The organism is Microbacterium azadirachtae (assembly GCF_025583665.1).
GTDB classification, from domain to species: domain Bacteria; phylum Actinomycetota; class Actinomycetes; order Actinomycetales; family Microbacteriaceae; genus Microbacterium; species Microbacterium azadirachtae.
In genome coordinates this window covers 885953-911192 of sequence record NZ_CP099706.1, presented here as the reverse complement: position 1 = coordinate 911192, position 25240 = coordinate 885953, and the positions used below count along the sequence as shown (strand labels likewise).

Sequence of the window (25240 nt, the reverse complement as noted above, 5' to 3'; positions counted from 1 at the left end):
GGAGCCCGCGGCGCCCCGGCCGCGGTGACGCCGCCGCTCAGACGCGCTCGGAGCGCAGCACGTCCTCCGCGTCGTCGAACCCTTCCTCGCCGAAGAGCCCCCGGCGACGCGGCGCGAGCAGCAGGATCCCGGCGCCGACGAGCACCTCGAGTCCGAGCGCGAGGGCGACGGGACCCGGCTCGGGACCTGCGACGGCGAGGCGCCCCGGTCCGAGCGAGCCGCGCGACAGCGCGGCGAGCAGGGCGCCCGCGCCGCCGGAGAGCACGGCGATCCCCACGGCCGTCGCCGCGCGGGCGCCGAACGACGCCTCGGCGCCCGCGGAGACCTGACGCGAGCGGATCAGCCACCCGGCGAAGGCGCCCGCCGCGATCGGCACCAGGACGACGATGAGCAGCCACGGGGACGTGCTGTCCGGCACGAGTCCCAGCAGCGGAACGCTCGGGACCACGCCGAGCGCGGTGCCGGCGGGCGAGACGGCCGTGCCCGCGCCGATCGCGAAGCCGGGGCCGGCGATCCAGGCGACCGCCCAGGCCACGAGCGTCGGCAGGTATGCGAGCTGCGCCAGTCCGATCACGACGACGCCGAGCCCGTCGGCGCGCAGCGCCTCGAACAGCGCCACGGTCTGACCGCCGCGCACGAGGGCGGCCACGGCGACCGCCAGCCCCGCCGCGCCCACGACTCCGACGACCGCGGCGGCAGCGCCCCGCACGATGTCGCCGGGCACAGGGGCCCAGTCGGGCCGTCGGTCCAGCGCATCCTGCACACGGTCGACGATCCCGCCGTCGCCTTCGCCCCACGCGGTCGCGACGGCTCCGGCGAGCGCGCCGCACAGGAACACGAGCGGCGGGAACAGCATCGCCGCCCACAGCGGCGCCCGCAGCACGCCGAGTCCGCCGGTCAGGGCGGTGAGGGCCGAGATCGCCGCGAAGACGACCGTGCCGCCGATCACGCCTGCGGGCCAGGATCCGGCGAGCGCGGCACGACGGCCCGAGCGCGCCGCGAAGATCGCCGTGAAGCCGAGCAGGAGCAGCGGCGTCACCGACAGTGCGAAGCGCGCGGCGGACGGATCCAGCCCCGTCGAGCGCACCAGCGCGTCGGGCAGCGAGACGGCCAGCGGCACGCCGTGCCCGAACTGCCACAGAGTGGCGGTCGCCGGCCACAGCGCGCCCCAGTCGGCGCGCGTCCCGAACGCCACCGCCCAGATCACGGTGAGGGGCGCGAGCAGCGCGGCGAGGCCGATCGCAGCCGCGACGACGGCATCGACCGCGGCCAGGAGCACGATGAGGAGGCGTTGCATGACGGCTTCGAGCCTACGTGCTCCGCCGCACGACACACGGACGACATCCGCGACGCGATACGGTTTTCCGCGGAGGTCCCCCATGACAACAGTCCCCCCGCCCACGACCGACGAGACCGCCGCAGAGCCCAAGAACGCGCTCGACCGGTTCTTCGAGATCACCCGACGCGGATCCACCCTCGGCACCGAGGTCCGCGGCGGCATCGTCACCTTCGTGACGATGGCCTACATCGTCATCCTCAACCCGATCATCCTGGCCACGCCCGACGTCGCGGGCCACACCCTGCCGGGCACCGCGGTCGCCGCCGCCACGGCGCTGACCGCGGGCGTCATGACGATCCTGTTCGGGCTCGTCGCCCGGCTGCCGTTCGCCTTCGCCGCGGGCCTCGGCATCAACGCCTTCCTCGCGTTCACGGTCGTCAAGTCGGTCACCTGGCCCGAGGCCATGGCGCTCGTGGTGATCAACGGCGTGATCATCGTGCTGCTCGCGGCGACCGGGCTGCGCAAGCTCATCTTCGACGCCGTGCCCGTGCAGCTCAAGCTCGCCATCACGGTCGGCATCGGCCTGTTCATCGCGTTCATCGGGTTCGTGAACGCGGGCTTCGTCACCTCGACGAAGCAGGCCTCCCCTCCGGTCGACCTCGGCATCGGCGGATCCGTCGCCTCGATCCCCACCCTGCTGTTCGTGCTCACCTTGCTGATCGGCGGCGTGCTCATCGCGCTGCGCGTCAAGGGCGCCATCCTCATCGCGCTCGTGGGCGGCACGGTGCTGGCCGCGATCCTCAACCTCATCTGGCCGTTCGGGCAGAAGTTCGGCTTCACGGGCAGCATCGTGGGCCTGCCGGATCTGAGCCTCATCGGCCGGGTGGACTTCGGATTCGACCTTGCGAAGGTCGGCGGCGTCACCCTGGTGATGTTCGTCTTCACGCTGCTGTTCTCGAACTTCTTCGACGCGATGGGCACCATGACGGGTCTCGCCAAGGAGGCCGATCTCGCCGACGAGAAGGGCGACTTCCCGCGGATCAAGTCGGCCCTGGTGGTCGAGGGCGTCGGCGCGATCGTCGGCGGCGGCACCTCCTCCTCGTCCGCGACCGTGTTCGTCGAGTCCGGCGCCGGCATCGGCGAGGGGGCCCGCACGGGCCTGGCGACCACCATCACCGGCGTGCTGTTCCTGCTCGCGATGTTCTTCACCCCGCTCACGGCCCTCGTGCCCAGCGAGGTCGCCGCGGCCGCGCTCGTGCTCGTCGGCGCGATGATGCTGTCGCAGATCAAGAACATCGACCTCGGAGACTTCCGCGTGCTGCTCCCGGTGTTCCTCACGGTCACGGTCATGCCGATGACCTACTCGATCGCCAACGGCATCGGCGCCGGCTTCGTCAGCTGGATCGTCGTGAACGCCCTCACCGGCCGCGCCAAGACGATCCATCCGCTGCTGTGGGTGGTGGGCGTCGGGTTCGTGCTGTTCTTCGCCCGCGGCCCGATCGAGGCCCTGCTCGGGGCGTGACCGCCGGCTGACCCCCGGATCCGACGAGGCCCTCTCGCCGCACGACGCCCGGATGGGCGGTGCCGTGAGAGGGCCTCGTCGCGTATCCCTCCCGGGCGCTCCGCTCAGAGCGCGAGCGGCACGCCCGCCTCGGGCACCCGCAGCCGCCCGGCGAGCCCCGCATAGCCGAACTCGCGCACGAGGCGCTCGCGCGTCTCGGAGAAGTGGTGCCATCCTTCGGCGTGCACCGGCACGATGAGGGCCTCCCCCAGCTCCCGGGCGGCCTCCACCGCGGTGCGCGCGTTCAGGGTGAGGTCCGCGTCGCCGAAGCGGCCCACGTTCGCGGCCCCGGCGAAGAGCACGGCCACGTCGATCCGCCCGATCCGCTCGGCGATCGCCGACACCACCGCGACGGACGCGTTGTCGCCCGACACGTACACGACGCGCTCGCCCGGGGCCGAGAGCACGAAGCCCGTCACGGTGCCCGACAGCGCCTCCGCACCCTCCGGCCCGTGCAGCGCCGGGACCGCGGTGATCGAGACCTCTCCGACGCGCTGTGTCTGCCACGGCGCGAGTCCGGTCACGCCCTCGATCCGCTCCTGCGCCTCGGGCGTGGAGAGCACCGCACCGGCACGCGGCAGGAACGCGCGCCCCGCCTCGTCGAGGTTGTCGGGGTGCTGGTCGTGCGAGAGCAGGACAGCGTCGATCGCCCCCACCTCCGCGGGGCCGAGCGCGGGTCCCGTGAGCTTGTGCAGCGCGATGCCGCCCTCATAGGTCCGCGGGGCGTCGAAGGTCGGGTCCGTGAGCAGACGCAGGCCGGCGTATTCGAGCACGACGGTCGGTCCGCCGACGAGGGTCAGGGTCAGAGGGTTCTGGGTCATGGATCCATCGTGCCGATCCCGTCCGCTCTCCGGGAGTGGCCCTGAAGTCACCTTTCGATAAGATCGGGCCATGCGCACCGCCGCCGTGCTCGCCTTCCCCGGCCTCAGCCCGTTCCACCTGTCCGTCCCGCTCATGGTCTTCGGCGGTGTGGGCGTGCGCTCGGTCGAGGCCGCCTACCGCGTCGTCACGGTGGCCGAGGAGCCGGGCGCGATCCGCACCGCCGCCGGACTCGACCTCGTCGTCGGCGAAGGGCTCGATGCCCTCGCCGGCGCCGATCTCGTGGTCATCCCCAGTTGGGATCCGGAGGTCGCGCCGAGCGCCGCCCTGCTCGACGCCGTCCGCACCGCGCATGCGAACGGCGCGCGGGTGCTGGGCCTGTGCCTGGGTGCCTTCGTGATCGCCGCGAGCGGCATCGCGGACGGCCGCGAGGTGTCCACGCACTGGTCCGCGGGTCCGCAGCTCGCGGCCCGTCATCCCGAGCTCACGGTGCGCTGCGAGGCCCTCTGGACCGACCTGGGCGACGTGGTCACCTCCGCCGGGGTGGCCGCCGCCCTGGACTGCTGCCTGCACATCGTCCGCACCGAACTGGGCAGCGCCGTCGCCGCGGATCTGGCCCGATCGCTCGTCATGGCGCCGCACCGGGAGGGATCCCAGGCCCAGTTCCTGTCCCGTCCGATCGCCGCCGACCGGGACGGCGACGAGATCGACCGGGCCATCGCCTGGGCCATGGAGCGGCTCGACGCGCCGGCTCCCCTCGACGACTGGGCCGGCGCCGTGCACCTCTCCCGCCGCACGTTCACACGGCGCTTCCGCGACCGCACCGGCACGAGCCCGGGCGACTGGCTGCTGCAGCGCCGTCTGGACGAGGCGCGCCGCCTCCTGGAGGCGTCGGACCTGCCCGTCGACGCGGTCGCGCAGCGCACCGGATTCGGCAGCGCGGTCACGCTGCGCCACCACTTCCGCGCACGCTTCGGCACGACGCCGGGTGCACACCGCCGGGCGTTCGCCGACCCGGCCTGACCCCGCCCGAGCGGTTCGGCGCGACCCGAGATCAGGCGAACCGACCGAGATCAGGCGGATCCTGCGCGGATCCCCGGATCTCGGTCGTTCCACCGCATCCCGGCAGGGCGGCCACCTCCCGCTCTGCACGACGAAGGGCCCCCGGCGCGAAGCCGGGAGCCCTTCGTGTACTGCGGTGCTTTACAGCGCAGCGCACTTCGACTCGTCGCTACGCTCCTCGCTCAGCAACCGGGTCGAAGCCGCTTCGCGCCTACAGTGCAGCAAATACCTCGCGCAGCAGTGCGGCGGTCTCGGACGGCGTCTTGCCGACCTTGACGCCGGCGGCCTCGAGGGCCTCCTTCTTCGCCTGCGCCGTGCCCGCCGAGCCGGAGACGATGGCGCCGGCGTGGCCCATGGTCTTGCCCTCGGGCGCGGTGAAGCCCGCGACGTAGCCGACGACCGGCTTGGTGACGTTGGCCTTGATGAACTCGGCCGCACGCTCCTCGGCGTCGCCGCCGATCTCGCCGATCATGACGATCGCCTTGGTCTCGGGGTCGGCCTCGAACGCGGCGAGCGCGTCGATGTGCGTCGTGCCGATGACCGGGTCGCCGCCGATGCCGATGGCGGTCGAGAAGCCCAGGTCGCGCAGCTCGAACATCATCTGGTAGGTCAGGGTGCCCGACTTCGAGACGAGACCGATCGGGCCCTTGCCGGTGATGTTGGCCGGGGTGATGCCGGCGAGCGCCTCGCCCGGGGTGATGATGCCGGGGCAGTTCGGCCCGATGATGCGGGTCTTGTTGCCCTTCTCGGTCGCGTACGCCCACGCCTCGGCGGAGTCGCCGACCGGCACGCCCTCGGTGATGACCACGAGCAGCGGGATCTCGGCATCGATGGCCTCGACCATCGCGTCCTTCGTGAACGCCGGCGGCACGAAGGCGACCGAGGCGTTCGCGCCCGTCTTCTCGATCGCCTCGGCGACCGAGGCGAACACCGGCAGCTCGACGGCGTTGCCGTCCTTGTCGGTGTGCGAGACCGTGGTGCCGGCCTTGCGCGCGTTCACGCCGCCGACGACGTTCGTGCCCGCCTTGAGCATGAGCGCGGTGTGCTTGGTGCCCTCGCCGCCCGTGATGCCCTGGACGATGACCTTGGAGTCCTTGTTGAGATAGATCGACATGTCTCTAGTCCTTTCAGGCGTTCGCCAGCTCGGCGGCCTTGTCGGCGCCCTCGTCCATGGTGGCGGCGAGCGTGACGAGGGGGTGGTTCGCGGCAGTGAGGATCGCACGGCCCTCTTCGACCTGGTTGCCGTCGAGGCGGACGACCAGCGGCTTGGTCGCCGCGTCGCCGAGGATCTCGAGGGCCTTGACGATGCCCTCTGCGACGGCCACGCAGCTGGTGATGCCGCCGAACACGTTCACGAAGACGCTCTTGACCTGCTCGTCGCCGAGGATCACGTCCAGGCCGGAGGCCATGACCTGCGCGTTCGCGCCGCCGCCGATGTCGAGGAAGTTGGCCGGCTTCACGCCGCCGTGGTTCTCTCCGGCGTACGCGACCACGTCGAGGGTCGACATGACCAGACCCGCGCCGTTGCCGATGATGCCGACCTGGCCGTCGAGCTTGACGTAGTTGAGACCCGACTCCTTGGCCTTGGCCTCGAGCGGGTTCTCGGTCGCCTTGTCGGCGAGCTCCTCGTGCTCCGGGTGACGCACCTCGGAGGCGTTGTCGTCGAGGGTGACCTTGCCGTCGAGCGCGATGATGTCGCCGTCCTCGGTCTGCACCAGCGGGTTGACCTCGACCAGGGTCGCGTCCTCGCCCTTGTAGACCTCGAACAGCTTCACGAAGACGTCGGCGACCTTCTCGGCGAGGCCGGGCTCGAAGTTCGCGGCCCGGGCGATCTCGAGCGCCTTGTCGAGCGTGATGCCCTCGATCGGGTTGACCTCGACGCGGGCGAGCGCCTCGGGCTTCTCGACCGCGAGCTGCTCGATCTCCATGCCACCCTCGACCGAGGCGAGGCTCAAGTACGAGCGGTTGGCCCGGTCGAGCAGGACCGAGAAGTAGAACTCGCGCGCGATGCGGGCACCGGCGGCGACCATGACGCGCTTGACGACGTGGCCCTTGATGTCCAGGCCCAGGATCGCCTTCGCGGCCTCGTACGCCTCGTCCGGGTTCTTCGCGACCTTCACGCCGCCGGCCTTGCCGCGGCCGCCGGTCTTGACCTGCGCCTTGACGACGACCACACCACCGAGCTTCTCCGCCGCTGCCTTCACCTCCTCGGGGGTGTCGGCGACGATGCCGGCGAGGACCGGCACTCCGTACTTTTCGAAAAGGTCTCGTGCCTGGTACTCGTAGAGGTCCACGTGCAGTCCTTCGCTGGTTGCGACGAATGGGACGCGACAGGAATTCTGTCGGGTGTCGATGTGATTCGACCCGATCAGCCAGCTTACTACCGCGGAATCGCGGTTCCTGACCGCCGGTACAGCCTTCCGGAGGGGGCCGGCGACCCGCAGCGACGCACATCGGTGCACGGAGGGGCGAGGGAACTAGGCTGTGCTGCTATGACAGAGCACGCCGACGTGTCCCCCGCCCGCACCGCCGTGGTGCGCGCGGCGCTCGAGCTGTTCTCCGCCCAGGGCTTCGACGCGACCTCGGTCGAGCAGATCGCGCGCGCCGCCGGCATCTCCCGATCCACCTTCTTCCGTCAGTTCGGCGGCAAGGACGACGTCGTCTTCGCCGATCACGAGGAGCTGCTCGAGGGGCTGCGCCGCTACCTGGACCGCTCCCACCCGAATCCGTGGACCGCCGTGTGCGACGCGTCGATGATGGTGTTCCGGGCGTTCGCCGCCGACCCCGAGCTGGCGCGCCTGCGCTATCAGGTGGTGCGGGAGGTGCCGACCCTGCGCGAACGCGAGATCGTCGCGGTGTTCCGCTACGAGCGCCTCTTCGACGAGTACCTGCGGCGTTCGCTGCCGGATCTGGATCCGCTCGACGCGGTCGGCTTCGCGGCGCTCGTCACCGCCGTGCACAATCACGTGCTGCGGCGCCTGCTGCGCGGATCGCGCACCTCGGCGGCGGCTCTGCGCCGTGCGCTCGACGACGTGCTGCGGCGGTACGGCGTGCACCCGGACGGCATGAAGGAGCCCGGCGACGACGCGGTCGTGGTGGCCGTGTTCCCCCGGTCGATGCCGATGGCCGAGATCAGCCGGCGCCTGCGCGACGAACTGGGCTGAGGTCCGTACCGCGCCCGCGCGATCCCCGGTGGATCCGATATCGGTCGCGCGCGCGAATGGCGGTACGCTGTCTCATGAATCCTGAGACTCAGTCTCACTCCTGAGGTTGGAGATCCCATGAGCAACGACGCCCCCCGCTTCCCCGGCGAAGCCGTCACCTCCTATGACCTGACCGGTCGCGCCGGCACCGACTACTACGAGGTCTTCTCCGACATCCCCGCCGCCGATCGTGCGCACTGGGAGCGGGCGCAGGCGTACGTCGATGAGGTCGCCCCGCAGATGCTCGACGCGTGGGACCGTGCCGAGTACCCGCTGGACGCCGCCCGCCGCATGGGCGAGATGGATCTCGTGGTCGACGGCATCGAGCACCCCGCACTGACCCGGATGAGCCCGCTCGCGGCCGGCCTGGTCAACATGGAGATCTCCCGCGGCGACGGCTCGCTCGGCACCGTGCTGGCCGTGCAGGGCGGGCTCGCGCTGCGCTCCCTCGCGCTGTTCGGCAGCCCCGAGCAGCAGGAGCGCTGGCTGGTCCCCCTCGCCGACGGCTCGGTGCTCGGATCCTTCGCGCTCACCGAGCCGGACCACGGATCCGACTCGGTCTCGCTGGAGACCGTCGCCCGTCGCGACGGCGACGAGTGGGTGCTGCGCGGGGCGAAGAAGTGGATCGGCAACGGCGCCTCCGGCGGCATCACCTTCGTGTGGGCGCGCGTCGACGACGAGGACGCCGCCGAGCACGGCGCCGTGCGCTGCTTCCTCGTCGAGCAGGACCGTCCGGGCTACCAGGGCACCGTCATCACCGGCAAGGTGTCGCTGCGCGGGATCCACCAGGCGCACATCCGCCTCGATGACGTGCGGATCCCTCGGGATGCGGTGCTGCCGGGCACGCACAGCTTCAAGGACGCGTCCACCGTGCTGTACGCGACCCGCTCGGGCGTGGCCTGGTCGGCCCTCGGGCACGCGACCGCCTGCTACGAGGCGGCACTCGCGTACGCCAAGACGCGGATCCAGTTCGGCAAGCCGCTCGCGAAGTTCCAGATGGTGCAGGAGCGCCTCACCCACATGCTGGAGGAGCTCACGGCGATGCAGCTGTACTGCCGCCGGATGGCGGACATGGACGAGGCGGGCACCCTGCGGCCGACGCAGGCCTCGCTCGCCAAGTTCCACAACACGCGCGCCGCACGCCGTATCGCCCAGACCGCGCGCGACCTGCTCGGCGGCAACGGCATCCTGCTCGAGAACGGCGTGATGCAGCACATGGCCGACATCGAGGCCATCCACACCTACGAGGGCACCGAGAGCGTGCAGGCGCTGCTCATCGGCCGCGACATCACCGGGATGAGCGCGTTCGCCTGATCCGGCGCCGAGCCGAGCTCGGTCTTGCCGCTGCGCAGGGTCCGGGCGCGGTTGTGCAGGGCGCGGACGCCGTTGTGCAGGGGCGGGCGCCGTTGTGCAGGGGCGGGATCCGCTGTTCCGGTCACACCTCCGCGCGGCGGCCGCGGCGCGCCCGGCCTAGAGCTACGGCACGACCGGGGCTCCCTGCAGAACGACCGGGGCTCCCTGCAGAACGACCAGGGCTCCCTGCGTAATGGCTCGGGCTCCCTGCGGAACGGCTCGGGCTCGGGCTCAGGTGCAGGCGCAGCCGCCGGAGGGCGTCTTCACCATGAAGCACACGTTGCACACCCCGTAGTCGCGCTCGTCCAGCGGAGTCGTCTTCGGCGCGCGGGGCTCGGACTTGGGCTTCGCCGGAGCGCGGGTCCCCGCGGTGCGCGACGGACGCGCGACGCCGGCCGGTGCGCTCGGCAGCTCGCTCGGATGCGTCACGTAGAAGTACGGCGCGCGGCCCTCGCTGGGCGCGAGCGGCAGCGGCCGCCCGCCGACGACGACGATCTCGTCCTCGGTGAAGCCGTTCGTGTAGGTGCGCCCGATGTGCAGGGCCGCACCGTCGCCGCGGCGGATCGCCTCGATGTAGCGGCCGCGGTCGATGAAGGTGCTGACGCCGACGGCGTCCACGATCGCGCGGATGAAGTCGTGGTTCACCGGGTCGATGCGCTGACCGCGCAGAGCCTCGGTGAGCGACTTGTAGGGACGGGAGGTGCCGGTGGGGGTCGGGCCCTGGACTTCGTTCATCCCCTCTAGGATCCCACGTTCTGCTCGGAGCGGCCTGCGCGCGTGCGAGACTGGCCGCATGCCCCGCGCGACCGTGATCGGCAGCGGACCGAACGGCCTGACCGCCGCGGTCTCGCTCGCCCGTGCCGGATACGCGGTCGAGGTGATCGAGGCGGCGCCGACGATCGGCGGCGGCGTGCGCAGCGACACCTCGACGCTCCCCGGATTCGTGCTCGACGTGTGCTCGGCGGTGCACCCCGCGGCCTACTCGTCGCCGTTCTTCCGCGCCTTCGGACGCGACCGCATCGACTGGATCATTCCGGAAGCGGCATATGCCCATCCGCTCGACGGCGGGCGGGCCGGGATCGCTTGGCACGACATCGAGCGCACGGCTGACGCGCTCGGCCCGGACGCCCGCGCCTGGCGGGCCCTGCTGCGCCCGCTGAGCTCTCACATCGACGGGCTCCTCGACTTCACGGGCGGTTCTCTGCTGCGCCTCCCGGACGACCCCGTCACCGCCGTCCGCTACGGGCTCCGCGTGCTCGAGCAGGGATCGGCGATGGCCGAGCGCACCTTCCGCACCGCGGAGGCCGCCGCGCTCGTGGCCGGCGTGGTGGCACACGCCAACTCGGCGCTCCCCTCCCTCAGCGGCGCCGCGGCCGGCCTGCTCCTCATGGCGCAGGCGCACGCCGGCGGCTGGGCGTATCCGCGCGGCGGGGCCCAGCGGATCGCGGACGCGCTCGCCGACGACCTGCGTGCGCACGGCGGCAGGATCCGCACCGACGCGCCCGTCGCCGACCTCTCGGCCCTGGACTGGGGGGATCCGCGGCAGGGCGACGTGCTGCTGCTCAACACGGCGCCCCGGCTCGCGCTGACCCTGCGCGACGTGCCTGTCCGCTACGCCGACGCCGTGCGCGCCTACCGTTACGGCCACGCTGCCGCCAAGGTCGACTTCGCCCTGGACGGTCCGGTTCCGTGGACGAATCCCGACGTCGCGCTGGCGCCCACCGTGCACGTCGGCGGCACCCGCGAGGAGGTGTGGGCCAGCGAGAACGCGGTCGCCCAGGGGCGGATCTCCGATCGACCCTACGTCCTCGTCGTGCAGCCTTCCGTGCTCGACGACTCCCGCGCGCCCGCGGGCCGGCAGGTGCTGTGGGCGTACATCCACGTGCCGGCGAACTCGGATGCCGACGCGACGGAGCTGATCGTGCGGCAGATCGAGCGCTTCGCGCCGGGGTTCCGCGATCGCATCCTCGCTAGCCATGCCGTGAGCGCCCGGGAGCGCGTGCACCTGAACCCGGCGGAGATCGGCGGCGACATCTTCGGCGGCGCGTTCACGATGCGCCAGGCGTTCGTGCGGCCCGTGCTGTCCCGCACCCCCTGGCGCACGCCGATGCCCGGCGTGTACCTCGCGTCGGCGGCCACGCCGCCCGGTCCCGGGGTCAACGGCATGGCCGGCTGGCACGCCGCACTCACCGCGCTCGCGGACGCCGGCGAGCGCGTCGCCCTCCCCGACCTGTTCGCCCCCTGATCCCCCCTCGTCGCTCCGTCTGTTTGCGTCAAACGGTGGGCTCAGGGCACGAAACGCCACGGTTCGGCGAAAATAGACGGACCGACGAGGCGGGCGGGCAGGCAGGATGGGATCCATGCGCTACGAGATCCCCGCACCGATGCTCGCGAAGGCCTCCGCCGCCGTCCCGGATCCGGCGAAGTTCCCGGACGGCCTGCTGTACGAACCCAAGTGGGACGGCTTCCGCGGGCTCGTGTCGTGGGACGGCGAGACGGTCGAGATCGGCTCCCGCGGGGCGAAGCCGCTCACGCGCTACTTCCCCGAGCTCGTCGAAGCGATCCCCCGCCTCCTTCCGGGACCGTGCCTGCTCGACGGCGAGATCGTCGTCGCCACCGGCCCCGCGGGATCGCAGCGGCTGGACTGGGAGGCCCTGAGCCAGCGGATCCATCCCGCCGCGTCCCGGGTGCAGAAGCTGTCGGCGGAGACGCCGGCGATGTTCATCGCGTTCGACCTGCTCGCCGACGGCGACGAGGATCTGCAGCAGCTCGCCTTCGGCGAGCGCAGGGCGCGGCTCGAGCGCCTGCTCGCCGAGGTGCCGCACCCGCTGCACCTCACGCGCACGACCACGGATCCCGATCTGGCCCGGCGCTGGCTCGCCGAGTTCGAGGGCGCGGGTCTCGACGGCGTCGTCGCGAAGCCGCTGGACCAGCCGTACGCGCCGAACAAGCGCACCCTGTTCAAGGTGAAGCACGCGCGCACGGCGGACGTGGTCGCGCTCGGCTACCGCATCCACAAGAGCGGCTCGGGCGTCGGATCCCTCCTCGTCGGCCTCTACGGCGACGACGGCGTGCTGCGCCAGGTCGGCGGAGTGGCGGCGTGGAGCGACGCGACGCGGCAGCAGCTGGTCGAGGACCTGGCGCCCCTCGTGGAGCGCGACGAGTCCGGCGTCGCCGTCACCGGCGAGGGCGAACGATCCCGATTCAGCGGGAGCAAGGACACGTCGTTCGTGCGGCTGCGCCCCGAGCGCGTGCTCGAGGTGCGCTACGACCAGCTGGAGGGGTGGCGGTTCCGGCACACCGTGCAGTTCGAGCGCTGGCGCGACGACCGCGAGGCGCGATCGTGCACCTACGAGCAGCTCGAGACCGTCGCCGGCTACGACCTCGCCGACGTGATCGACTGACGCCCCTCCCGGCAGCCGCGCACCCGGGTTCCTGATCCAGGACGCCCCGCTCTAGCGGGGCTCGCCGTTCTCGTCCCAGTTCGCCGCGACCTTCTTCGAGGGCTGCACGCGCGGGGGCTCGCCGGGCATCTTCGGGAACTCGGGCGGGAACGGCATCTCGCCGAGCCCGTTCTCCACGTCGCGCTCCCACCAGCCCAGCAGCGTGTCGATGCGGCCCGGCGCGTCCTGCATGCGCGCCCAGGGATCGCCGACGTCCGCGAGACGCTGCGGCACCGTGCGCACCGTGAACCGCCGGGGATCCACGTCGTCCAGCTCGTCCCACGCGATCGGCGTCGAGACGGTCGCGCCCGGCAGCGCCCGAGGGCTGTACGCACCCGCCATCGTGCGGTCGCGGTTCGCCTGGTTGAAGTCGACGAAGATCCGCTCGCCGCGCTCCTCCTTCCACCACGCGGTCGTGACGCGATCGGGCATCCGCCGCTCGAGCTCCCGTCCGGCGGCGATCACCGCATGCCGCACCGTGAGGAACTCCCACTCCGGGACGATCGGGCAGAACACGTGCAGACCGCGGTTCCCGCTGGTCTTGATGAACGCCTCCAGCCCCGCCTCGCGCAGCACGGTGCGCAGCTCGTGCGCGGCCGGGATCGCCTCGGCGAAGCCGGTGCCCGGCTGCGGATCCAGGTCGATGCGCAGCTCCACCGGGTTGTCGGTGTCGGAGGCGAGAGATGCCCAGGGGTGGAAGACCACCGTGTTCATCTGCACCGCCCACACGATCGCGGCCGGCTCGGTGAGCACGATCTGCGGGTGCGAGCGACCGCTGTTGTAGGTGCACATCACGCTCTGCACGAAGTCAGGCGTGCCCTTGGGCGGGTTCTTGGAGAAGAAGCTCTCCCCGCCGATGCCGTCGCGGTAGCGCTCGAGCGACACCGGCCGGTCGCCGGTCGAGGTGAGGAACGGCGTCGCCACGGTCTGCACGTACTCGGCGAGCTCCGCCTTCGTGATCGGGCCCCCCTCGGCCTCCGGCCAGACCGCGCGGTTGGGGCTGGACAGATCCAGCGAGCGGTCCCCGTCGGGGCCGGGGATGGTCAGCGTGATGCGCTCGGATGCCATGACTCGACCCTAGGGTGCGGCGCGGACGTCTGGCCAGGCCCGCGGATTCAGCGCAGCACGCGTCCCGCGGCGGCACGGATCTCGGCGGCGATGGCGTCCAGCAGCTCGGAGCGCAGGTTCCACTGCTGCCAGAACAGCGGCGACGTCGTCTCGGCATCGTCGAGGCGCACCAGCCGCCCGTCCGCGAGACCGGGCTCCGCGTGCGGCACGGGCAGCAGCGCCCACCCCAGTCCCAGCTCCACCGCGATCGAGAAGTCCGCCGACGCGGGCACGTGGTGACGGGGCACGGCCCAGGGATCCACGCCGCGTGCGCGCAGCCAGTCCTGCTGCATCAGATCCCGGCGGTCGAAGTCGACGAACGGCGCGAGCGAGAGCGCGTCGGCGGTGACGCCCTCCGGGAACCAGCGCCGCGCGAACGCCGGGGAGGCCGCCGCCACGTAGCGCAGTGCGCCCAGCGCCTCCACGCGGCAGCCGCCGACCGGCTCCGACTCGCTGGTGACGGCGGCCATCACCGTGCCGGATTCGAGCAGTCGCGCGGTGAAGTTCTGATCGTCGCGATGCAGGTCGAACTCGACGTCGTGCCTCTCGGACAGGCGTGCGAGAGGCGTGAGGAACCAGGTCGCCATCGAATCCGCGTTCACCGCGAGCGGGATGCGCACGCGAGCGCCCTCGGCTTCGCCCGCGAGGCCGAATCCGGCGATCGCGTCGCGCTCGAGCAGGGCCACCTGCCGGCCGAACCGCGCGACCGCCTCCCCCGCCTCGGTCGCGCGCGCCGGCTTGCTGCGCACGAGCAGGATCCGTCCGAGCTGCTGCTCGAGCGTCTTGATCCGCTGGCTGACCGCGGAAGGGGTGAGCAGCAGACGGCGCGCCGCGCCCTCGAAGCTGCCCTCGTCGAGCACCGCGGCCACGGTGCGCGCCGATTCCGGATCCACCTGCACATCAGAGATCCTAATCTTGCTTAAGGAATCTTCGCTGGTGTTGAAGAGCGCGCGGACCGTATCGTCGATCCGTGCTCACCCTCCTCTCCGGCCTCGGCCTCATGTTCTCGCTCATCATCGCCGTCGGCGCGCAGAACGTGTACGTGCTGCGCCAGGGGCTGCGACGGGAGCACGTGCTGCCGGTCGTCGTGATCTGCGCGGCGTCCGACGCGGCGCTGGTCCTGGCCGGCACGGCGGGTCTCGGGTACCTGGTCAAGACGCTTCCGTGGCTCATCGTCGTGGCCCGCTGGGCGGGTGCCGCCTCGCTCGTGCTCTACGGGATCCTCGCCGCACGTCGGGCATGGACGTCGGGGGGCGAGGCGCTGATCGCCGACGGCACGGAGGCGACCGCGGGAGCCGCCTCCGGGTCCGGGGGCGCCGCCACGCTCACCCGCACGGCGCCGCTCGCGCCCGTGATCCTGGCCACGCTCGCGTTCACCTGGCTGAACCCCAACGTGTACCTCGACACGGTGCTGCTCATCGGCGGGATCGCCGCCACGCACGGCGACGCGCGGTGGCTGTTCGCGGCGGGCGCGATCACCGCGAGCGTGGTCTGGTTCTTCGGGCTCGGCTACGGCGCGCGCCATCTCGGGCGCTGGCTCCGCACGCCGCGCGCCTGGCGGATCCTCGACACGGCGATCGCCGTCCTGCTCGTGGTGATGGGCATCGGCCTCGTGCTCCCGCTCTTCGTCGTCTGATCGGAGCGCCGATCCCGGTCACTCCGCGGCGTCGCCGCCCGTCGGTCCGTCCTGCGTGCTCTCCGTCCGCTCGGTCGCGGCGAGCGCGCGCAGGAAGCGCGTGACGATCGACCGCTCGCCGGACGACAGCCCCGCGGCGACCTCGAACCGCCGCGCGTGCACGCGCCCGACGCTCTCCCGGGCCGCCTGGCGCGTCTCCGGCGTCACGCTCAGGGCGATCGCGCGTCGATCCACGGGGTGCGGCCGCCGCACGACGTGACCGCCGCGCTCGAGGCGGTCGAGCATCTTCGTCGTCGCGGCGCTGCTGATGCGCAGGTGGCCGGCGACGGCCCGGGCCGTCGCGATCTCGCCGGCGTTCTCGGCGGCGATCATGAAGCGCAGCGCGCGCATGTCGTTCTCGTTCAGCTTCATGTACTGCCGCGAGGCCTCGCTCATCCGCGCGGCGGCACCGTGCCACGCGCGCAGCGCCGCCATCAGCTCCACGATCTCGTCGACCTCGGTGTCCGAGAGGTCGGTGCGGGGGACGAGCTCGCGGCGCGGATCGATCACGCGCGGATCGATCATCGCCCGGCCGAGGCGGTCTTCAGGCTCGATGTCTTCCACGGGAGGACTCTATGCCATAGTCTTTGTCCCTAACCAGGTTAGTAATATTCCTAGTGAGCAAAAGGAGACGTCCGATGACCCCTGACAGTGAGATGGTCGTGCTCCTCGACGCAGAGGGCGCACGGATCGGCATCGCTCCGAAGAGCAGCGTGCACGGCGCCGACACCCGCCTGCACCTGGCGTTCTCCTGCCATGTCTTCGATCGGCACGGCCGGCTGCTGGTCACCCGTCGCGCCCTGACCAAGACGGCATGGCCCGGTGTCTGGACCAACTCGTTCTGCGGGCATCCCGCACCGGGTGAGGAACTGATCGCCGCGGTCCGCCGCCGCGCCGAGCACGAGCTCGGCATCGCCCTGGACGGGATCGATCCGGTGCTCCCCTTCTTCCGCTACCGGGCGACCGACGCCGCCGGGATCGTGGAGAACGAGATCTGCCCTGTCTATCTGGCCGTCACGTCCGACACTCCCCGACCGCATCCGGACGAGGTCGTCGAGCACCGCTGGGTGGACCCCGACGACCTCGCCGAATCCATCCGCCGCGCGCCCTGGGCTTTCAGCCCCTGGCTCGTCCTTCAGGCGAGGCTGCTCCCCTTCCTCGGCGGTCGCGGACTCGAGGAGCTCGCCTCATGACCGACAGCGCGGTGGCGGAGGACGGGCTCGCCGAGGTCGGGGCCGTGATCGACGAATGCTTCCAGGACGCGGCGGCCCGTCTCGGCGATCTCGCCGGATTCGGCGCCGTCTGGGAGGAGACGCGTCGCGCGGCCGACGGCGGCAAGCTGCTCCGTCCGCGCCTCCTCCTCGCGGCGCACCGCGCCTTCGACGCGGGGTCTCCGGAGGACGCGATCCGCGTCGCCGCGGCGCTCGAGCTGCTCCACCTCGCTTTCCTGCTGCACGACGACGTGATCGACCGCGACGTGCTGCGCCGCGGCGCACCGAACCTGATCGCGCGTCGCCGCGACGCCGCGCGCGCGATGGGGGCGGACGAGGCGGAGGCGCTCCGCTACGGGGACAGCTGCGCGATCCTCGCCGGCGACGTCCTGCTCTCGGCGGCGCACCGGCTGATCGCCGAGCTGGACGCACCGGCGCCCCGGCGCAGGGCGCTGTGGGGCGTGCTGAGCGACGCGATCGGCGCGGCGGCCGTGGGCGAGCACGCGGACGTGCTGCTGGGCCTGCAGGGCGGCGCCGACGAAGAGGCGGTCCTTCGCACCATGGAGCACAAGACGGCGCGCTACTCCTTCAGCGCTCCCCTGCGGATGGGCGCCATCCTCGGCGGGGCGGATGCGACCGCGGTCGAGACGCTCGGCGTCGTCGGCACGACGGTCGGGATCGCCTTCCAGGTGCGCGACGATGTGCTCGGCGTGTTCGGCGACCCGCAGCACACCGGGAAGTCGGCCCTCTCCGACCTCCGCGAGGGCAAGATCACCCTGCTCGTCGCGCACGCCGCCGCGGATCCCTCCTGGCAGAGCGCCTCCGCGCTCTTCGGAGACCCCGGTCTCGACGAACGCGGTGCGGCGGTGCTCCGCGCCGCGATCGAGAGGTCCGGCGGCCTCGCACGGGCTGAGGCGGCGATCTCCGGCCTCGTCGCCGAGGCGCGCGCCACCCTGCTGCTCTCCGCGCTCCCGGCCGCCCTGATCGACGACCTCGAGCACATCATCGCGAGCGCGGCGGAGCGGGTCCGATGACCGCGGGCACCGGCCTCGCGCTCTACGACCGCGCGGCGGCACGGGGCTCCGCGCAGGTCCTGGACAGCTACTCGACCTCCTTCCGCCTCGCCAGCCGGCTCTGCTCGGGCCCGGTGCGCGCCGATCTCGCCGCGATCTACGCGCTCGTGCGCGTCGCCGACGAGATCGTCGACGGATGCGCGGCGGACGCAGGCCTGTCCTCGGCGCAGTGCCGCGAGGTGCTGGACGGCCTCGAGCGCGAGGTCGGCGCGGCCCTGAGAACCGGATACAGCGCCAATCTCGTCGTGCACGCGTTCGCGACGACCGCCCGGGCGACCGGGATCGGCGAGGACCTCACCCGTCCCTTCTTCGCGTCGATGCGTCGTGATCTGAGCCCGCTCGCGTTCGCCGACGAACGGGAGCTCGACGACTACGTGCACGGGTCGGCCGAGGTGGTCGGGCTCATGTGCCTGGCCTCTTTCCGTCGCGGAATGGACCCGGATCCGGTCCGCGACGCGCGGTGGGACCGCGGCGCGATCGCCCTGGGCTCGGCGTTCCAGCGGGTGAACTTCCTCCGCGATCTCGGCGCCGACGCCGATGGGCTCGGCCGGCGCTACTTCCCCGGCATCGATCCGCACTCCGTCACCGACGCGCAGCGCGACCGGATCCTGGACGGGATCGATGCGGAGCTCGCGATCGCCGGCGCCGTGATCGGCGAGCTGCCCACGTCGTCGCGCCGGGCGGTCGCCGCCGCGCACCTGCTGTACTCCGAGCTCTCGGCACGGCTGCGACGCACTCCGGCGCGGGTGCTCGCCGACCGCCGGGTCCGGGTTCCGGCCCCGCGCAAGGCGGCGCTGCTCGTACGCGCGGCCCTGCGCGGACTCGAGCCGGGGCTCGGAGCGGCACGATGAGCCGGGTGGCCGTGCTCGGCGGTGGGATCTCCGGGCTCGCGTCGGCCGCTCTGCTCGCCGCCGACGGGCACGACGTCTCGCTCTTCGAGCAGTCCTCGCGGCTCGGCGGCAGGGCGGGAAGCTGGGAGCGCGACGGCTTCCGCTTCGACACCGGACCCTCCTGGTACCTCATGCCCGAGGTCTTCGATCACTGCTTCCGGCTGCTCGGCACGAGCGCCGCGGCCGAGCTCGATCTCGTCCGGCTCGATCCCGCCTATCGGGTGTTCGCCGAGGGCGCCGAGTCGCTGGACGTGCACTCGGAGCGGGAGCGCTCGCTCGCGCTGTTCGAGTCGGTGGAACCGGGCGCGGGCGCCGCCCTCGCGCGTCACCTCGACTCGGCCGCGCGCACCGCGCGGATCGCGAGCGACCGCTTCCTCTACACGGACTTCTCACACCCGGGGGCCTTCCTGCCCGGGGGCGAGCTCGGCGAGCTCCCCCGGCTCGCCGGGCTGCTGGGCACGTCGCTGCAGGGGATGGTCGAGGCGTCGTTCTCGGACCGCCGGCTGCGCCAGATCCTGCAGTACCCGGCGGTGTTCCTCGGCGCAGCCCCCGGCATCGCCCCCGCTCTGTTCCATCTGATGAGCTCGTTCGACCTCGAGGATGGAGTGCTCTACCCGCGCGGCGGCTTCACCACGGTGATCGACGCGTTCGCCCGGCTCGCCCGCGAGGCGGGCGCGCGACTGCACACCGACACGCAGGTGCACCGGATCCTGATCCGGGGCGGAGAGGTGCGCGGAATCATCGTCTCCCAGGACGGCGTCGCGCGTGAGGCGCCGTTCGACCAGGTCGTGAGCACGGTCGACATGCACCACAGCGACACGGCCCTGCTGCCGAGGAGGGCGCGCGAGCGCCCGGCGTCGCACTGGCGCCGGGCCAACCCCGGTACGGGCGCCGTCCTCGCGATGCTCGGCGTCCGCGGAAGGCTGCCCGGCCTCACCCATCACAACCTCGTGTTCACCGAGGACTGGGACGAGAACTTCGACGCGATCTTCGGATCCGCGCCCCGCGTGCCGGAGCCGGCCTCGTTCTACGCCTGCATGCCCAGCGCGACCGACGACACCGTGGCTCCGCAGGACCACGAGAACCTGTTCCTGCTGATCCCCGTGCCCGCGGACCCGGCGATCGGCGGCGGCGAGATCGACGGCCGCGGGGCCGCGGAGGTGGAGCGCATCGCGGATCGCGCGATCGCGGAGCTGGCCGTGCAGTCCGGCAGCCCCGATCTCGCCGAGCGGATCGTGCTGCGGCGCACGGTGGGCCCGGCGGACTTCGCCCGGGACCTGCACTCCTGGCGGGGCTCCGCGCTGGGTCCGGCGCACACGCTGCGGCAGAGCGCGTTCCTGCGCGGCCGCACGCGCTCCCGCACGACGCGCGGGCTGTTCTACGCGGGGGCGACCACGCTGCCCGGCATCGGCCTGCCGATGTGCCTGATCAGCGCCGAGCTCGTGCTGAAGGCGTTCCGCGGCGACCGCAGCGTCGGCCCCCTGCCCGTTCCTGCGGGGGCGTGATGGGCCTGCTCCACCTCGCTCTGCTGCTCACCGCGATCCTGTGCGTCGGGCTGGTCGACGCGCGCTGGCGGCTGTTCGTCTGGGCGCGGCCGAGACGGGCGCTGCTCGTGCTGGGCGCGGGCGTCGCGTTCCTGCTGCTCTGGGACGCGGCCGGCATCGCCACGGGGATCTTCTCCCGCGAGGGCAATCCGTTCTCGACGGGGATACTGCTCGCGCCGCATCTGCCGGTCGAGGAGCCGGTGTTCCTGCTGTTCCTCGTGCAGCTGACCATGGTGCTGTACTCGGGGACGCTGCGGGTCCTGCGGCGACGGGCGGAGCAGCGCCCGTGAACGCGACCTACCTGATCGTCGACGCCCTCTTCCTCGCGCCCTGCGTGCTCGTGCAGGCGCTGACCTGGCGGCGCCGGCCGCGCGGGCACGGCGCGGCGCTCACCGCGGCCGTCGTGGTGCTCGTCCTGCTCACGGCCGTCTTCGACTCGCTCATGATCGCGGCGGGTCTGTTCACGTACGCCCCCGACCGCATCAGCGGGATCCGGATCGGGCTCGCGCCGATCGAGGATCTCGCCTATCCCGTCGCTGCGGCCCTGCTCGGCTCGGCCCTGTGGAACGCTCGTCGTGCGGCGCCCGCCCCGGCCCCGAGGCCCGCGGCGCACCCGGATCCGTCGACCGCCTCGGAGGAACGCCGGCGATGAGCACATCCCTCACATCCTCCCTTCCCCGCGACCTGCTGCTCGCCTCGCGCCCCGTGAGCTGGATCAACACCGCCTACGGCTTCGCGGCGGCGTACCTGCTCACCTCCGGACGCGTCGACGCGGCCTTCGTGATCGGCACCCTGTTCTTCCTCGTGCCGTACAACCTCGCGATGTACGGGATCAACGACGTCTTCGACTACGCGTCGGACCTCGCGAACCCCCGCAAGGGCGGCGCCGAGGGCGCGATCCTCTCCCCCGCCCGTCATCGGGTCGTCCTGACGTGGTCGACGCTGCTCCCCGTCCCGTTCGCGGTGGCGCTCGTCGTGCTCGGCGACCCGCTGTCCTGGCTCGTCCTGGCCCTCAGCCTGTTCGCGGTGGTCGCCTACTCCGCCCCGGGGCTGCGGTTCAAGGAGATCCCCTTCGTGGACTCCCTCACCTCGAGCACGCACTTCGTCTCGCCGGCGGTGTACGGCCTCGCGCTCGCCCACGCGACGACGACCGTCCCGCTCGTCCTCCTGCTGCTGGCCTTCTTCGCCTGGGGCGTCGCGAGCCACGCCTTCGGGGCGGTGCAGGACATCGGTCCGGATCGGGAGGCGGGGATCTCCTCGATCGCCACCGCCCTGGGCGCGCGACGGACCGTGCGCTTCGCCCTGTCGATGTGGGCCGTCGCCGGGGTGCTCATGCTGTTCACCACGTGGCCCGGTCCCCTGGGCGCGCTCCTCGCACTGCCGTACCTCGTCGCGGTGTGGCCGTTCCGCTCGGTGACGGACGCCGAGGCGGCGAGCACCAACCGCGGGTGGCGGCGGTTCCTGCTCCTGAACTACGTCTGCGGCTTCCTGGCGACGATGCTGCTGATCTGGTGGGCGTTCGTGGGCGGCACGGCGTTCTGAGGCCCGATGCGGTCACGCGCTGGTGGTCAACGCCCGTCGATCTCCGCGAGGCGGAAGGAGACGAGATCGCGGATCAGATCCTCGGGGATCTCGGATCCGAGGGCGAAGCGGACGGCGCCGGTGCTCGCATCCGCGCCCGGGATCGTCGCGACGCGGCCCGCGACCGCCGCGACGGCCGCCGCGCTGAACGGGTAGACGCCGAGGTGCTTGGCGGCGCGGATGGCCGAGATCAGCACCTTTCCGTCGTGCTTGAGCGCGGGCATCCGGTGTCCGGTGCCCTGCTCCGCGTCGGGGGCGAGCTCGCCCGCGATCTCATAGACTCGCGCGAGGGCGGCCCGATCCGCCGGATCCGAGACGGTCGCCAGGTAGTCGTCCACTGCACCCATGCGCTCATCCTGGCACGCGGACCGGGAACGACGAAGGTCCGCCCCGGCGAACCGGAGCGGACCTTCGTGACGCGACGTCAGCCTCAGATGGCGTTGACATCCAGCGGGATGCCGGGGCCGAACGTGGTCGACACCGCACCCTTCTGGATGTAGCGGCCCTTGGAGCTGGACGGCTTGAGGCGCACGATCTCCTCGAGCGCGGCCTTCATGTTCTCGTCGAGCTGCTCGGCCGAGAACGACGCCTTGCCGACGACGAAGTGCACGTTGGCGTGCTTGTCGACGCGGAACTCGATCTTTCCGCCCTTGATCTCCTCGACGGCCTTGGCCGCGTTCGGGGTCACGGTGCCGGTCTTCGGGTTCGGCATCAGGCCACGCGGACCCAGCACCTTGCCCAGACGGCCGACCTGGCCCATGAGCTCGGGGGTGGAGACGGCCGCGTCGAACGCGGTCCAGCCGCCGGCGACCTTCTCGATGAGCTCGGCGCCGCCGACCTCGTCCGCACCCGCGGCGATCGCGGCCTCAGCGGCCGGACCCGTCGCGAACACGATGACGCGGGCGGTCTTGCCGGTGCCGTGCGGGAGGATGACGGTGCCGCGCACCATCTGGTCCGCCTTGCGCGGGTCGACCGAGAGCTTCAGCGCGACCTCGACGGTGGAGTCGAACTTCGCGGAGCCGGTCTCCTTCGCGAGGGCGACGGCCTCGGCGGGGGTGTAGAAGCGGTCTGCCTCGATCTTCGCGGCAGCAGCGTTGTAAGCCTTGGACTTGGTAGCCATTGTTATCTCCCTCAGCCCTCGACCGTGATGCCCATGGAACGGGCGGTTCCGGCGATGATCTTGGACGCGGCGTCGATGTCGTTCGCGTTCAGGTCGGCCTGCTTCTGCTCGGCGATCTGACGGACCTGCTCGGCGGTGATCTTCGCGACCTTGACGGTGTGCGGAGTGGCGGAGCCCTTCTGCACGCCCGCAGCCTTCTTGATCAGCTCGGCGGCCGGCGGGGTCTTCAGGATGAACGTGAAGCTGCGGTCCTCGTAGACGGTGATCTCGACGGGGATGACGTTGCCGCGCTGCGACTCGGTGGCCGCGTTGTACGCCTTGCAGAACTCCATGATGTTGACGCCATGCTGACCGAGCGCGGGGCCGATCGGCGGCGCCGGGTTGGCAGCGCCGGCGTTGATCTGGAGCTTGATCAGGCCGGTCACCTTCTTCTTCGGTGCCATAGTGATTCCTTTCTCGAGCGGATGCTCGCGCATCCCTCTCCCGCGGATCCGGCATCTCCGGAACGCGGTGCCGTCTGCACGCACGACGAACGGGCGCACAAACCATAGAAGTCTACCCGATCCGCGACTCCGGCGCACATCGACGGTCCCGGACAGACGAGGAACGGCCGCCCCCTCGGGGACGGCCGTTCCGCAGGCGCTTCGGGAGAAGCGTCAGATCATCTTGGTGACCTGGTCGAACGAGAGCTCGACCGGGGTCTCGCGCTCGAAGAGCGACACGAGCACGGTGAGCTTGCCGCTCTCCGGCTTGATCTCGGAGATCGATCCCGGAAGGCCGGCGAACGAGCCCTCCTTGATCGTGATCGTCTCGCCGATCTCGAAGTCGACCTCGGCGGTGAGCGGACGCGCCACGGCGGTGCCGCCCTTGGCCGCGACAGCCTTGGCCGTGGGGACGTCCTTCACCTCGACGAGCGACTTCAGCATGTTGAAGGCCTCTTCGAAGCGCAGCGGCGTCGGGTTGTGCGCGTTGCCCACGAAGCCGGTGACGCCGGGGGTGTGCCGCACGACGGACCAGGTGTCCTCGTTCAGCTCCATGCGCACGAGCACGTAGCCGGGGATCCGGACGCGCGTGACCATCTTGCGCTGACCGTTCTTGATCTCGACGACGTCCTCCATCGGGACCTCGATCTGGTAGATGTCGTCCTCGACCTCGAGCGTCGACTTGCGCTGCTCGATGTTGGCCTTCACCTTGCGCTCGAAGCCGGCGTAGGAGTGGATGACGTACCACTTGCCGGGGAGCATGCGCAGGTCCATGCGGAAGGCCTCGTACGGGTCCTCCTCCGCGTCGGCCGCGTCGACGTCCTCAGGGACGCTCGCTGCATCGGCCGGGTCAAGCTCGGACTCCACCGCGTCGACCACACCGGCGGCCGCGTCGATCTCGGCGACCTCCTCGGGGTCGAGCACGGGTGCGTCCTCGTCGCCGTTCACGTCGGGGCCGTCGTAGGGCGTGACCTGGTCGGCGGCGGCGGCCTCACGGTCTGCGGCCTCCTCGGCCACGGCGTCGTTGAGGACCTCTGCGGCAGCCTCGGACTCGGCCGCCTGGTCCAGGTTGAGAGCGTCGTTCACGATGGCGTCTGCCTCCGGGTCTTCTTCGAAATCGATGTCTTCGTCGTCCACGTCGCCGTCGTCATCGCCCTCGATGTGCAGGGCGACCCGCTCGGCGGCGGTGACGGCGCGCTCCTCGGAGGCGAGCACGTCGCCCTCCTGGGCCTCGTCGTCCTCGCTGGACTGCTCAGCGGCGGTCGCCCAGTCGACGTCGTCTCCGAGGTATCGTTCGCGTTCGGACACTTGCTCTTCTCTCCTTCAGGTTCGGCCCGGGGTCAGCTGCCGCCGGGCCGCGGGATCACGCGGTTTTCCCGGGAACCCCGAAGACTTGCGTCGTCAGCCACGAGAAGGCCATGTCGAGCCCGTACACCAGGGCCATCATCACGATGACGAAGCCCAGAACGACCAGGGTGTACTTGACGAGCTCCTTGCGCGTGGGGGTGACCACCTTGCGGAGCTCCGCGATCACCTGACGGAAGAACAGCGCGATGCGACCGAAGAAGCCCAGCTTCTTGTCGCGGCTCGCGCCGCCGTTCGCCGTGGGAACCACGGCGCCCGATGCGTCCTGAACCATCCTCGAGTACCTTTCGTGTGCCGGCTGCGCGCCGACGCGCAGGGCGGACAGGAATCGAACCTGCAACCTGCGGTTTTGGAGACCGCTGCTCTGCCAATTGAGCTACCGCCCTAGAGATCCGGAGATCTCTGTCCGCATCCTCTCTGCGCTCGGGATGACCCGGGGCACGGCGAAAGAATGCAGACAACAACTGCTCGT

Annotated in this window: 27 protein-coding genes and 1 tRNA gene; 14 read left to right on the top strand and 14 right to left on the bottom strand. The window is 71.6% G+C overall.

Going from position 1 to position 25240, the window contains the following annotated elements; all coding sequences use genetic code 11:
- Window positions 1-37: 37 nt before the first annotated feature.
- Complete coding sequence (locus tag NFX31_RS04290) at window positions 38-1297, bottom strand: cell division protein PerM (protein WP_262956871.1); 1260 nt, start codon at window positions 1295-1297, stop codon at window positions 38-40.
- Window positions 1298-1379: 82 nt separating this feature from the next.
- Here NFX31_RS04290 and NFX31_RS04285 point away from each other — a divergent pair, with 82 nt between their 5' ends.
- The gene (locus NFX31_RS04285; RefSeq protein WP_091481328.1) at window positions 1380-2801 is read left to right on the top strand and encodes an NCS2 family permease; all 1422 of its coding nucleotides are present in this window, start codon (window positions 1380-1382) and stop codon (window positions 2799-2801) included.
- 104 nt (window positions 2802-2905) lie between these two features.
- Here the strand turns inward: NFX31_RS04285 and NFX31_RS04280 are convergent, their stop codons facing one another.
- Window positions 2906-3661, bottom strand: coding sequence for an MBL fold metallo-hydrolase (locus NFX31_RS04280; RefSeq protein ID WP_262956870.1), 756 nt, complete (start codon window positions 3659-3661; stop codon window positions 2906-2908).
- A 70-nt stretch (window positions 3662-3731) separates the two neighbouring features.
- On the opposite strand from NFX31_RS04280, the gene NFX31_RS04275 reads away from it, so the two are divergent.
- Window positions 3732-4682 carry a GlxA family transcriptional regulator gene (locus tag NFX31_RS04275; RefSeq protein WP_262956869.1) on the top strand — a complete coding sequence of 317 codons (951 nt, stop codon included), beginning with the start codon at window positions 3732-3734 and terminating at the stop codon, window positions 4680-4682.
- Window positions 4683-4932: 250 nt separating this feature from the next.
- Here the strand turns inward: NFX31_RS04275 and sucD are convergent, their stop codons facing one another.
- Together sucD and sucC are read right to left on the bottom strand one after the other, a co-directional pair.
- The gene (gene sucD / locus NFX31_RS04270) at window positions 4933-5835 is read right to left on the bottom strand and encodes a succinate--CoA ligase subunit alpha (protein WP_045250771.1); all 903 of its coding nucleotides are present in this window, start codon (window positions 5833-5835) and stop codon (window positions 4933-4935) included.
- Window positions 5836-5848: 13 nt separating this feature from the next.
- Window positions 5849-7015 (bottom strand): ADP-forming succinate--CoA ligase subunit beta, encoded by a 1167-nt coding sequence (gene sucC, locus NFX31_RS04265; protein WP_045250770.1) that lies wholly within the window; start codon window positions 7013-7015, stop codon window positions 5849-5851.
- A 198-nt stretch (window positions 7016-7213) separates the two neighbouring features.
- Here sucC and NFX31_RS04260 point away from each other — a divergent pair, with 198 nt between their 5' ends.
- Complete coding sequence (locus NFX31_RS04260) at window positions 7214-7885, top strand: TetR family transcriptional regulator (protein WP_045250769.1); 672 nt, start codon at window positions 7214-7216, stop codon at window positions 7883-7885.
- A gap of 117 nt (window positions 7886-8002) precedes the next feature.
- Entirely contained in the window at window positions 8003-9238 is a 1236-nt protein-coding gene (locus NFX31_RS04255) for an acyl-CoA dehydrogenase family protein (protein ID WP_262956868.1), read from the top strand.
- A gap of 270 nt (window positions 9239-9508) precedes the next feature.
- On the opposite strand, the gene NFX31_RS04250 is transcribed toward NFX31_RS04255, so the two are convergent.
- Entirely contained in the window at window positions 9509-10012 is a 504-nt protein-coding gene (locus tag NFX31_RS04250; protein ID WP_262956867.1) for a hypothetical protein, read from the bottom strand.
- A gap of 58 nt (window positions 10013-10070) precedes the next feature.
- On the opposite strand from NFX31_RS04250, the gene NFX31_RS04245 reads away from it, so the two are divergent.
- Both NFX31_RS04245 and NFX31_RS04240 read left to right on the top strand, forming a co-directional pair.
- Window positions 10071-11522 carry a phytoene desaturase family protein gene (locus NFX31_RS04245; protein WP_262956866.1) on the top strand — a complete coding sequence of 484 codons (1452 nt, stop codon included), beginning with the start codon at window positions 10071-10073 and terminating at the stop codon, window positions 11520-11522.
- Between the two features lie 115 nt (window positions 11523-11637).
- Window positions 11638-12681 carry an ATP-dependent DNA ligase gene (locus tag NFX31_RS04240; protein WP_262956865.1) on the top strand — a complete coding sequence of 348 codons (1044 nt, stop codon included), beginning with the start codon at window positions 11638-11640 and terminating at the stop codon, window positions 12679-12681.
- 51 nt (window positions 12682-12732) lie between these two features.
- On the opposite strand, the gene ligD is transcribed toward NFX31_RS04240, so the two are convergent.
- Entirely contained in the window at window positions 12733-13788 is a 1056-nt protein-coding gene (ligD, locus tag NFX31_RS04235) for a non-homologous end-joining DNA ligase (protein ID WP_045250765.1), read from the bottom strand.
- Between the two features lie 47 nt (window positions 13789-13835).
- A complete protein-coding gene (locus tag NFX31_RS04230; protein ID WP_045250764.1) occupies window positions 13836-14726 on the bottom strand; it encodes a LysR family transcriptional regulator ArgP in 891 nt (296 codons plus the stop codon).
- Window positions 14727-14797: 71 nt separating this feature from the next.
- Here NFX31_RS04230 and NFX31_RS04225 point away from each other — a divergent pair, with 71 nt between their 5' ends.
- Window positions 14798-15463 carry a LysE/ArgO family amino acid transporter gene (locus NFX31_RS04225; RefSeq protein ID WP_262956864.1) on the top strand — a complete coding sequence of 222 codons (666 nt, stop codon included), beginning with the start codon at window positions 14798-14800 and terminating at the stop codon, window positions 15461-15463.
- Window positions 15464-15481: 18 nt separating this feature from the next.
- On the opposite strand, the gene NFX31_RS04220 is transcribed toward NFX31_RS04225, so the two are convergent.
- A complete protein-coding gene (locus NFX31_RS04220; RefSeq protein ID WP_248700445.1) occupies window positions 15482-16066 on the bottom strand; it encodes a MarR family winged helix-turn-helix transcriptional regulator in 585 nt (194 codons plus the stop codon).
- Window positions 16067-16140: 74 nt separating this feature from the next.
- Between NFX31_RS04220 and idi the strand changes: the two genes are divergently transcribed.
- The 7 genes from idi to NFX31_RS04185 are packed head-to-tail and all read left to right on the top strand — an operon-like array spanning window position 16141 to window position 21762.
- A complete protein-coding gene (gene idi / locus NFX31_RS04215) occupies window positions 16141-16695 on the top strand; it encodes an isopentenyl-diphosphate Delta-isomerase (protein ID WP_045250762.1) in 555 nt (184 codons plus the stop codon).
- The gene (locus NFX31_RS04210; protein WP_052674316.1) at window positions 16692-17747 is read left to right on the top strand and encodes a polyprenyl synthetase family protein; all 1056 of its coding nucleotides are present in this window, start codon (window positions 16692-16694) and stop codon (window positions 17745-17747) included. Before idi ends, NFX31_RS04210 begins: the two co-directional genes overlap by 4 nt.
- Window positions 17744-18637 (top strand): phytoene/squalene synthase family protein, encoded by an 894-nt coding sequence (locus NFX31_RS04205; protein WP_262956863.1) that lies wholly within the window; start codon window positions 17744-17746, stop codon window positions 18635-18637. The genes NFX31_RS04210 and NFX31_RS04205 overlap by 4 nt, the downstream gene beginning before the upstream one ends.
- Window positions 18634-20181, top strand: a complete 1548-nt coding sequence (crtI, locus tag NFX31_RS04200) for a phytoene desaturase family protein (protein WP_262956862.1) — start codon at window positions 18634-18636, stop codon at window positions 20179-20181. Before NFX31_RS04205 ends, crtI begins: the two co-directional genes overlap by 4 nt.
- Complete coding sequence (locus NFX31_RS04195; RefSeq protein ID WP_045250759.1) at window positions 20181-20510, top strand: lycopene cyclase domain-containing protein; 330 nt, start codon at window positions 20181-20183, stop codon at window positions 20508-20510. Before crtI ends, NFX31_RS04195 begins: the two co-directional genes overlap by 1 nt.
- A complete protein-coding gene (locus tag NFX31_RS04190; RefSeq protein WP_248700444.1) occupies window positions 20507-20872 on the top strand; it encodes a lycopene cyclase domain-containing protein in 366 nt (121 codons plus the stop codon). The genes NFX31_RS04195 and NFX31_RS04190 overlap by 4 nt, the downstream gene beginning before the upstream one ends.
- The gene (locus NFX31_RS04185; protein ID WP_045250758.1) at window positions 20869-21762 is read left to right on the top strand and encodes a prenyltransferase; all 894 of its coding nucleotides are present in this window, start codon (window positions 20869-20871) and stop codon (window positions 21760-21762) included. The genes NFX31_RS04190 and NFX31_RS04185 overlap by 4 nt, the downstream gene beginning before the upstream one ends.
- 26 nt (window positions 21763-21788) lie before the next feature.
- Here the strand turns inward: NFX31_RS04185 and NFX31_RS04180 are convergent, their stop codons facing one another.
- The 6 genes from NFX31_RS04180 to NFX31_RS04155 all read right to left on the bottom strand — a co-directional run bounded on the left by NFX31_RS04180 (window position 21789) and on the right by NFX31_RS04155 (window position 25154).
- Window positions 21789-22148: an iron chaperone gene (locus NFX31_RS04180; protein ID WP_262956861.1), complete on the bottom strand. Its 360-nt coding sequence runs from the start codon at window positions 22146-22148 to the stop codon at window positions 21789-21791.
- A gap of 83 nt (window positions 22149-22231) precedes the next feature.
- The gene (gene rplA, locus NFX31_RS04175; protein ID WP_045250756.1) at window positions 22232-22921 is read right to left on the bottom strand and encodes a 50S ribosomal protein L1; all 690 of its coding nucleotides are present in this window, start codon (window positions 22919-22921) and stop codon (window positions 22232-22234) included.
- An 11-nt stretch (window positions 22922-22932) separates the two neighbouring features.
- Entirely contained in the window at window positions 22933-23364 is a 432-nt protein-coding gene (rplK, locus tag NFX31_RS04170; RefSeq protein WP_045250755.1) for a 50S ribosomal protein L11, read from the bottom strand.
- Between the two features lie 213 nt (window positions 23365-23577).
- The gene (gene nusG / locus NFX31_RS04165) at window positions 23578-24711 is read right to left on the bottom strand and encodes a transcription termination/antitermination protein NusG (protein WP_045250754.1); all 1134 of its coding nucleotides are present in this window, start codon (window positions 24709-24711) and stop codon (window positions 23578-23580) included.
- A 55-nt stretch (window positions 24712-24766) separates the two neighbouring features.
- Window positions 24767-25042 (bottom strand): preprotein translocase subunit SecE, encoded by a 276-nt coding sequence (secE, locus tag NFX31_RS04160; protein WP_045250801.1) that lies wholly within the window; start codon window positions 25040-25042, stop codon window positions 24767-24769.
- A gap of 39 nt (window positions 25043-25081) precedes the next feature.
- Window positions 25082-25154 (bottom strand) — tRNA-Trp (locus tag NFX31_RS04155).
- Window positions 25155-25240: the final 86 nt, after the last annotated feature.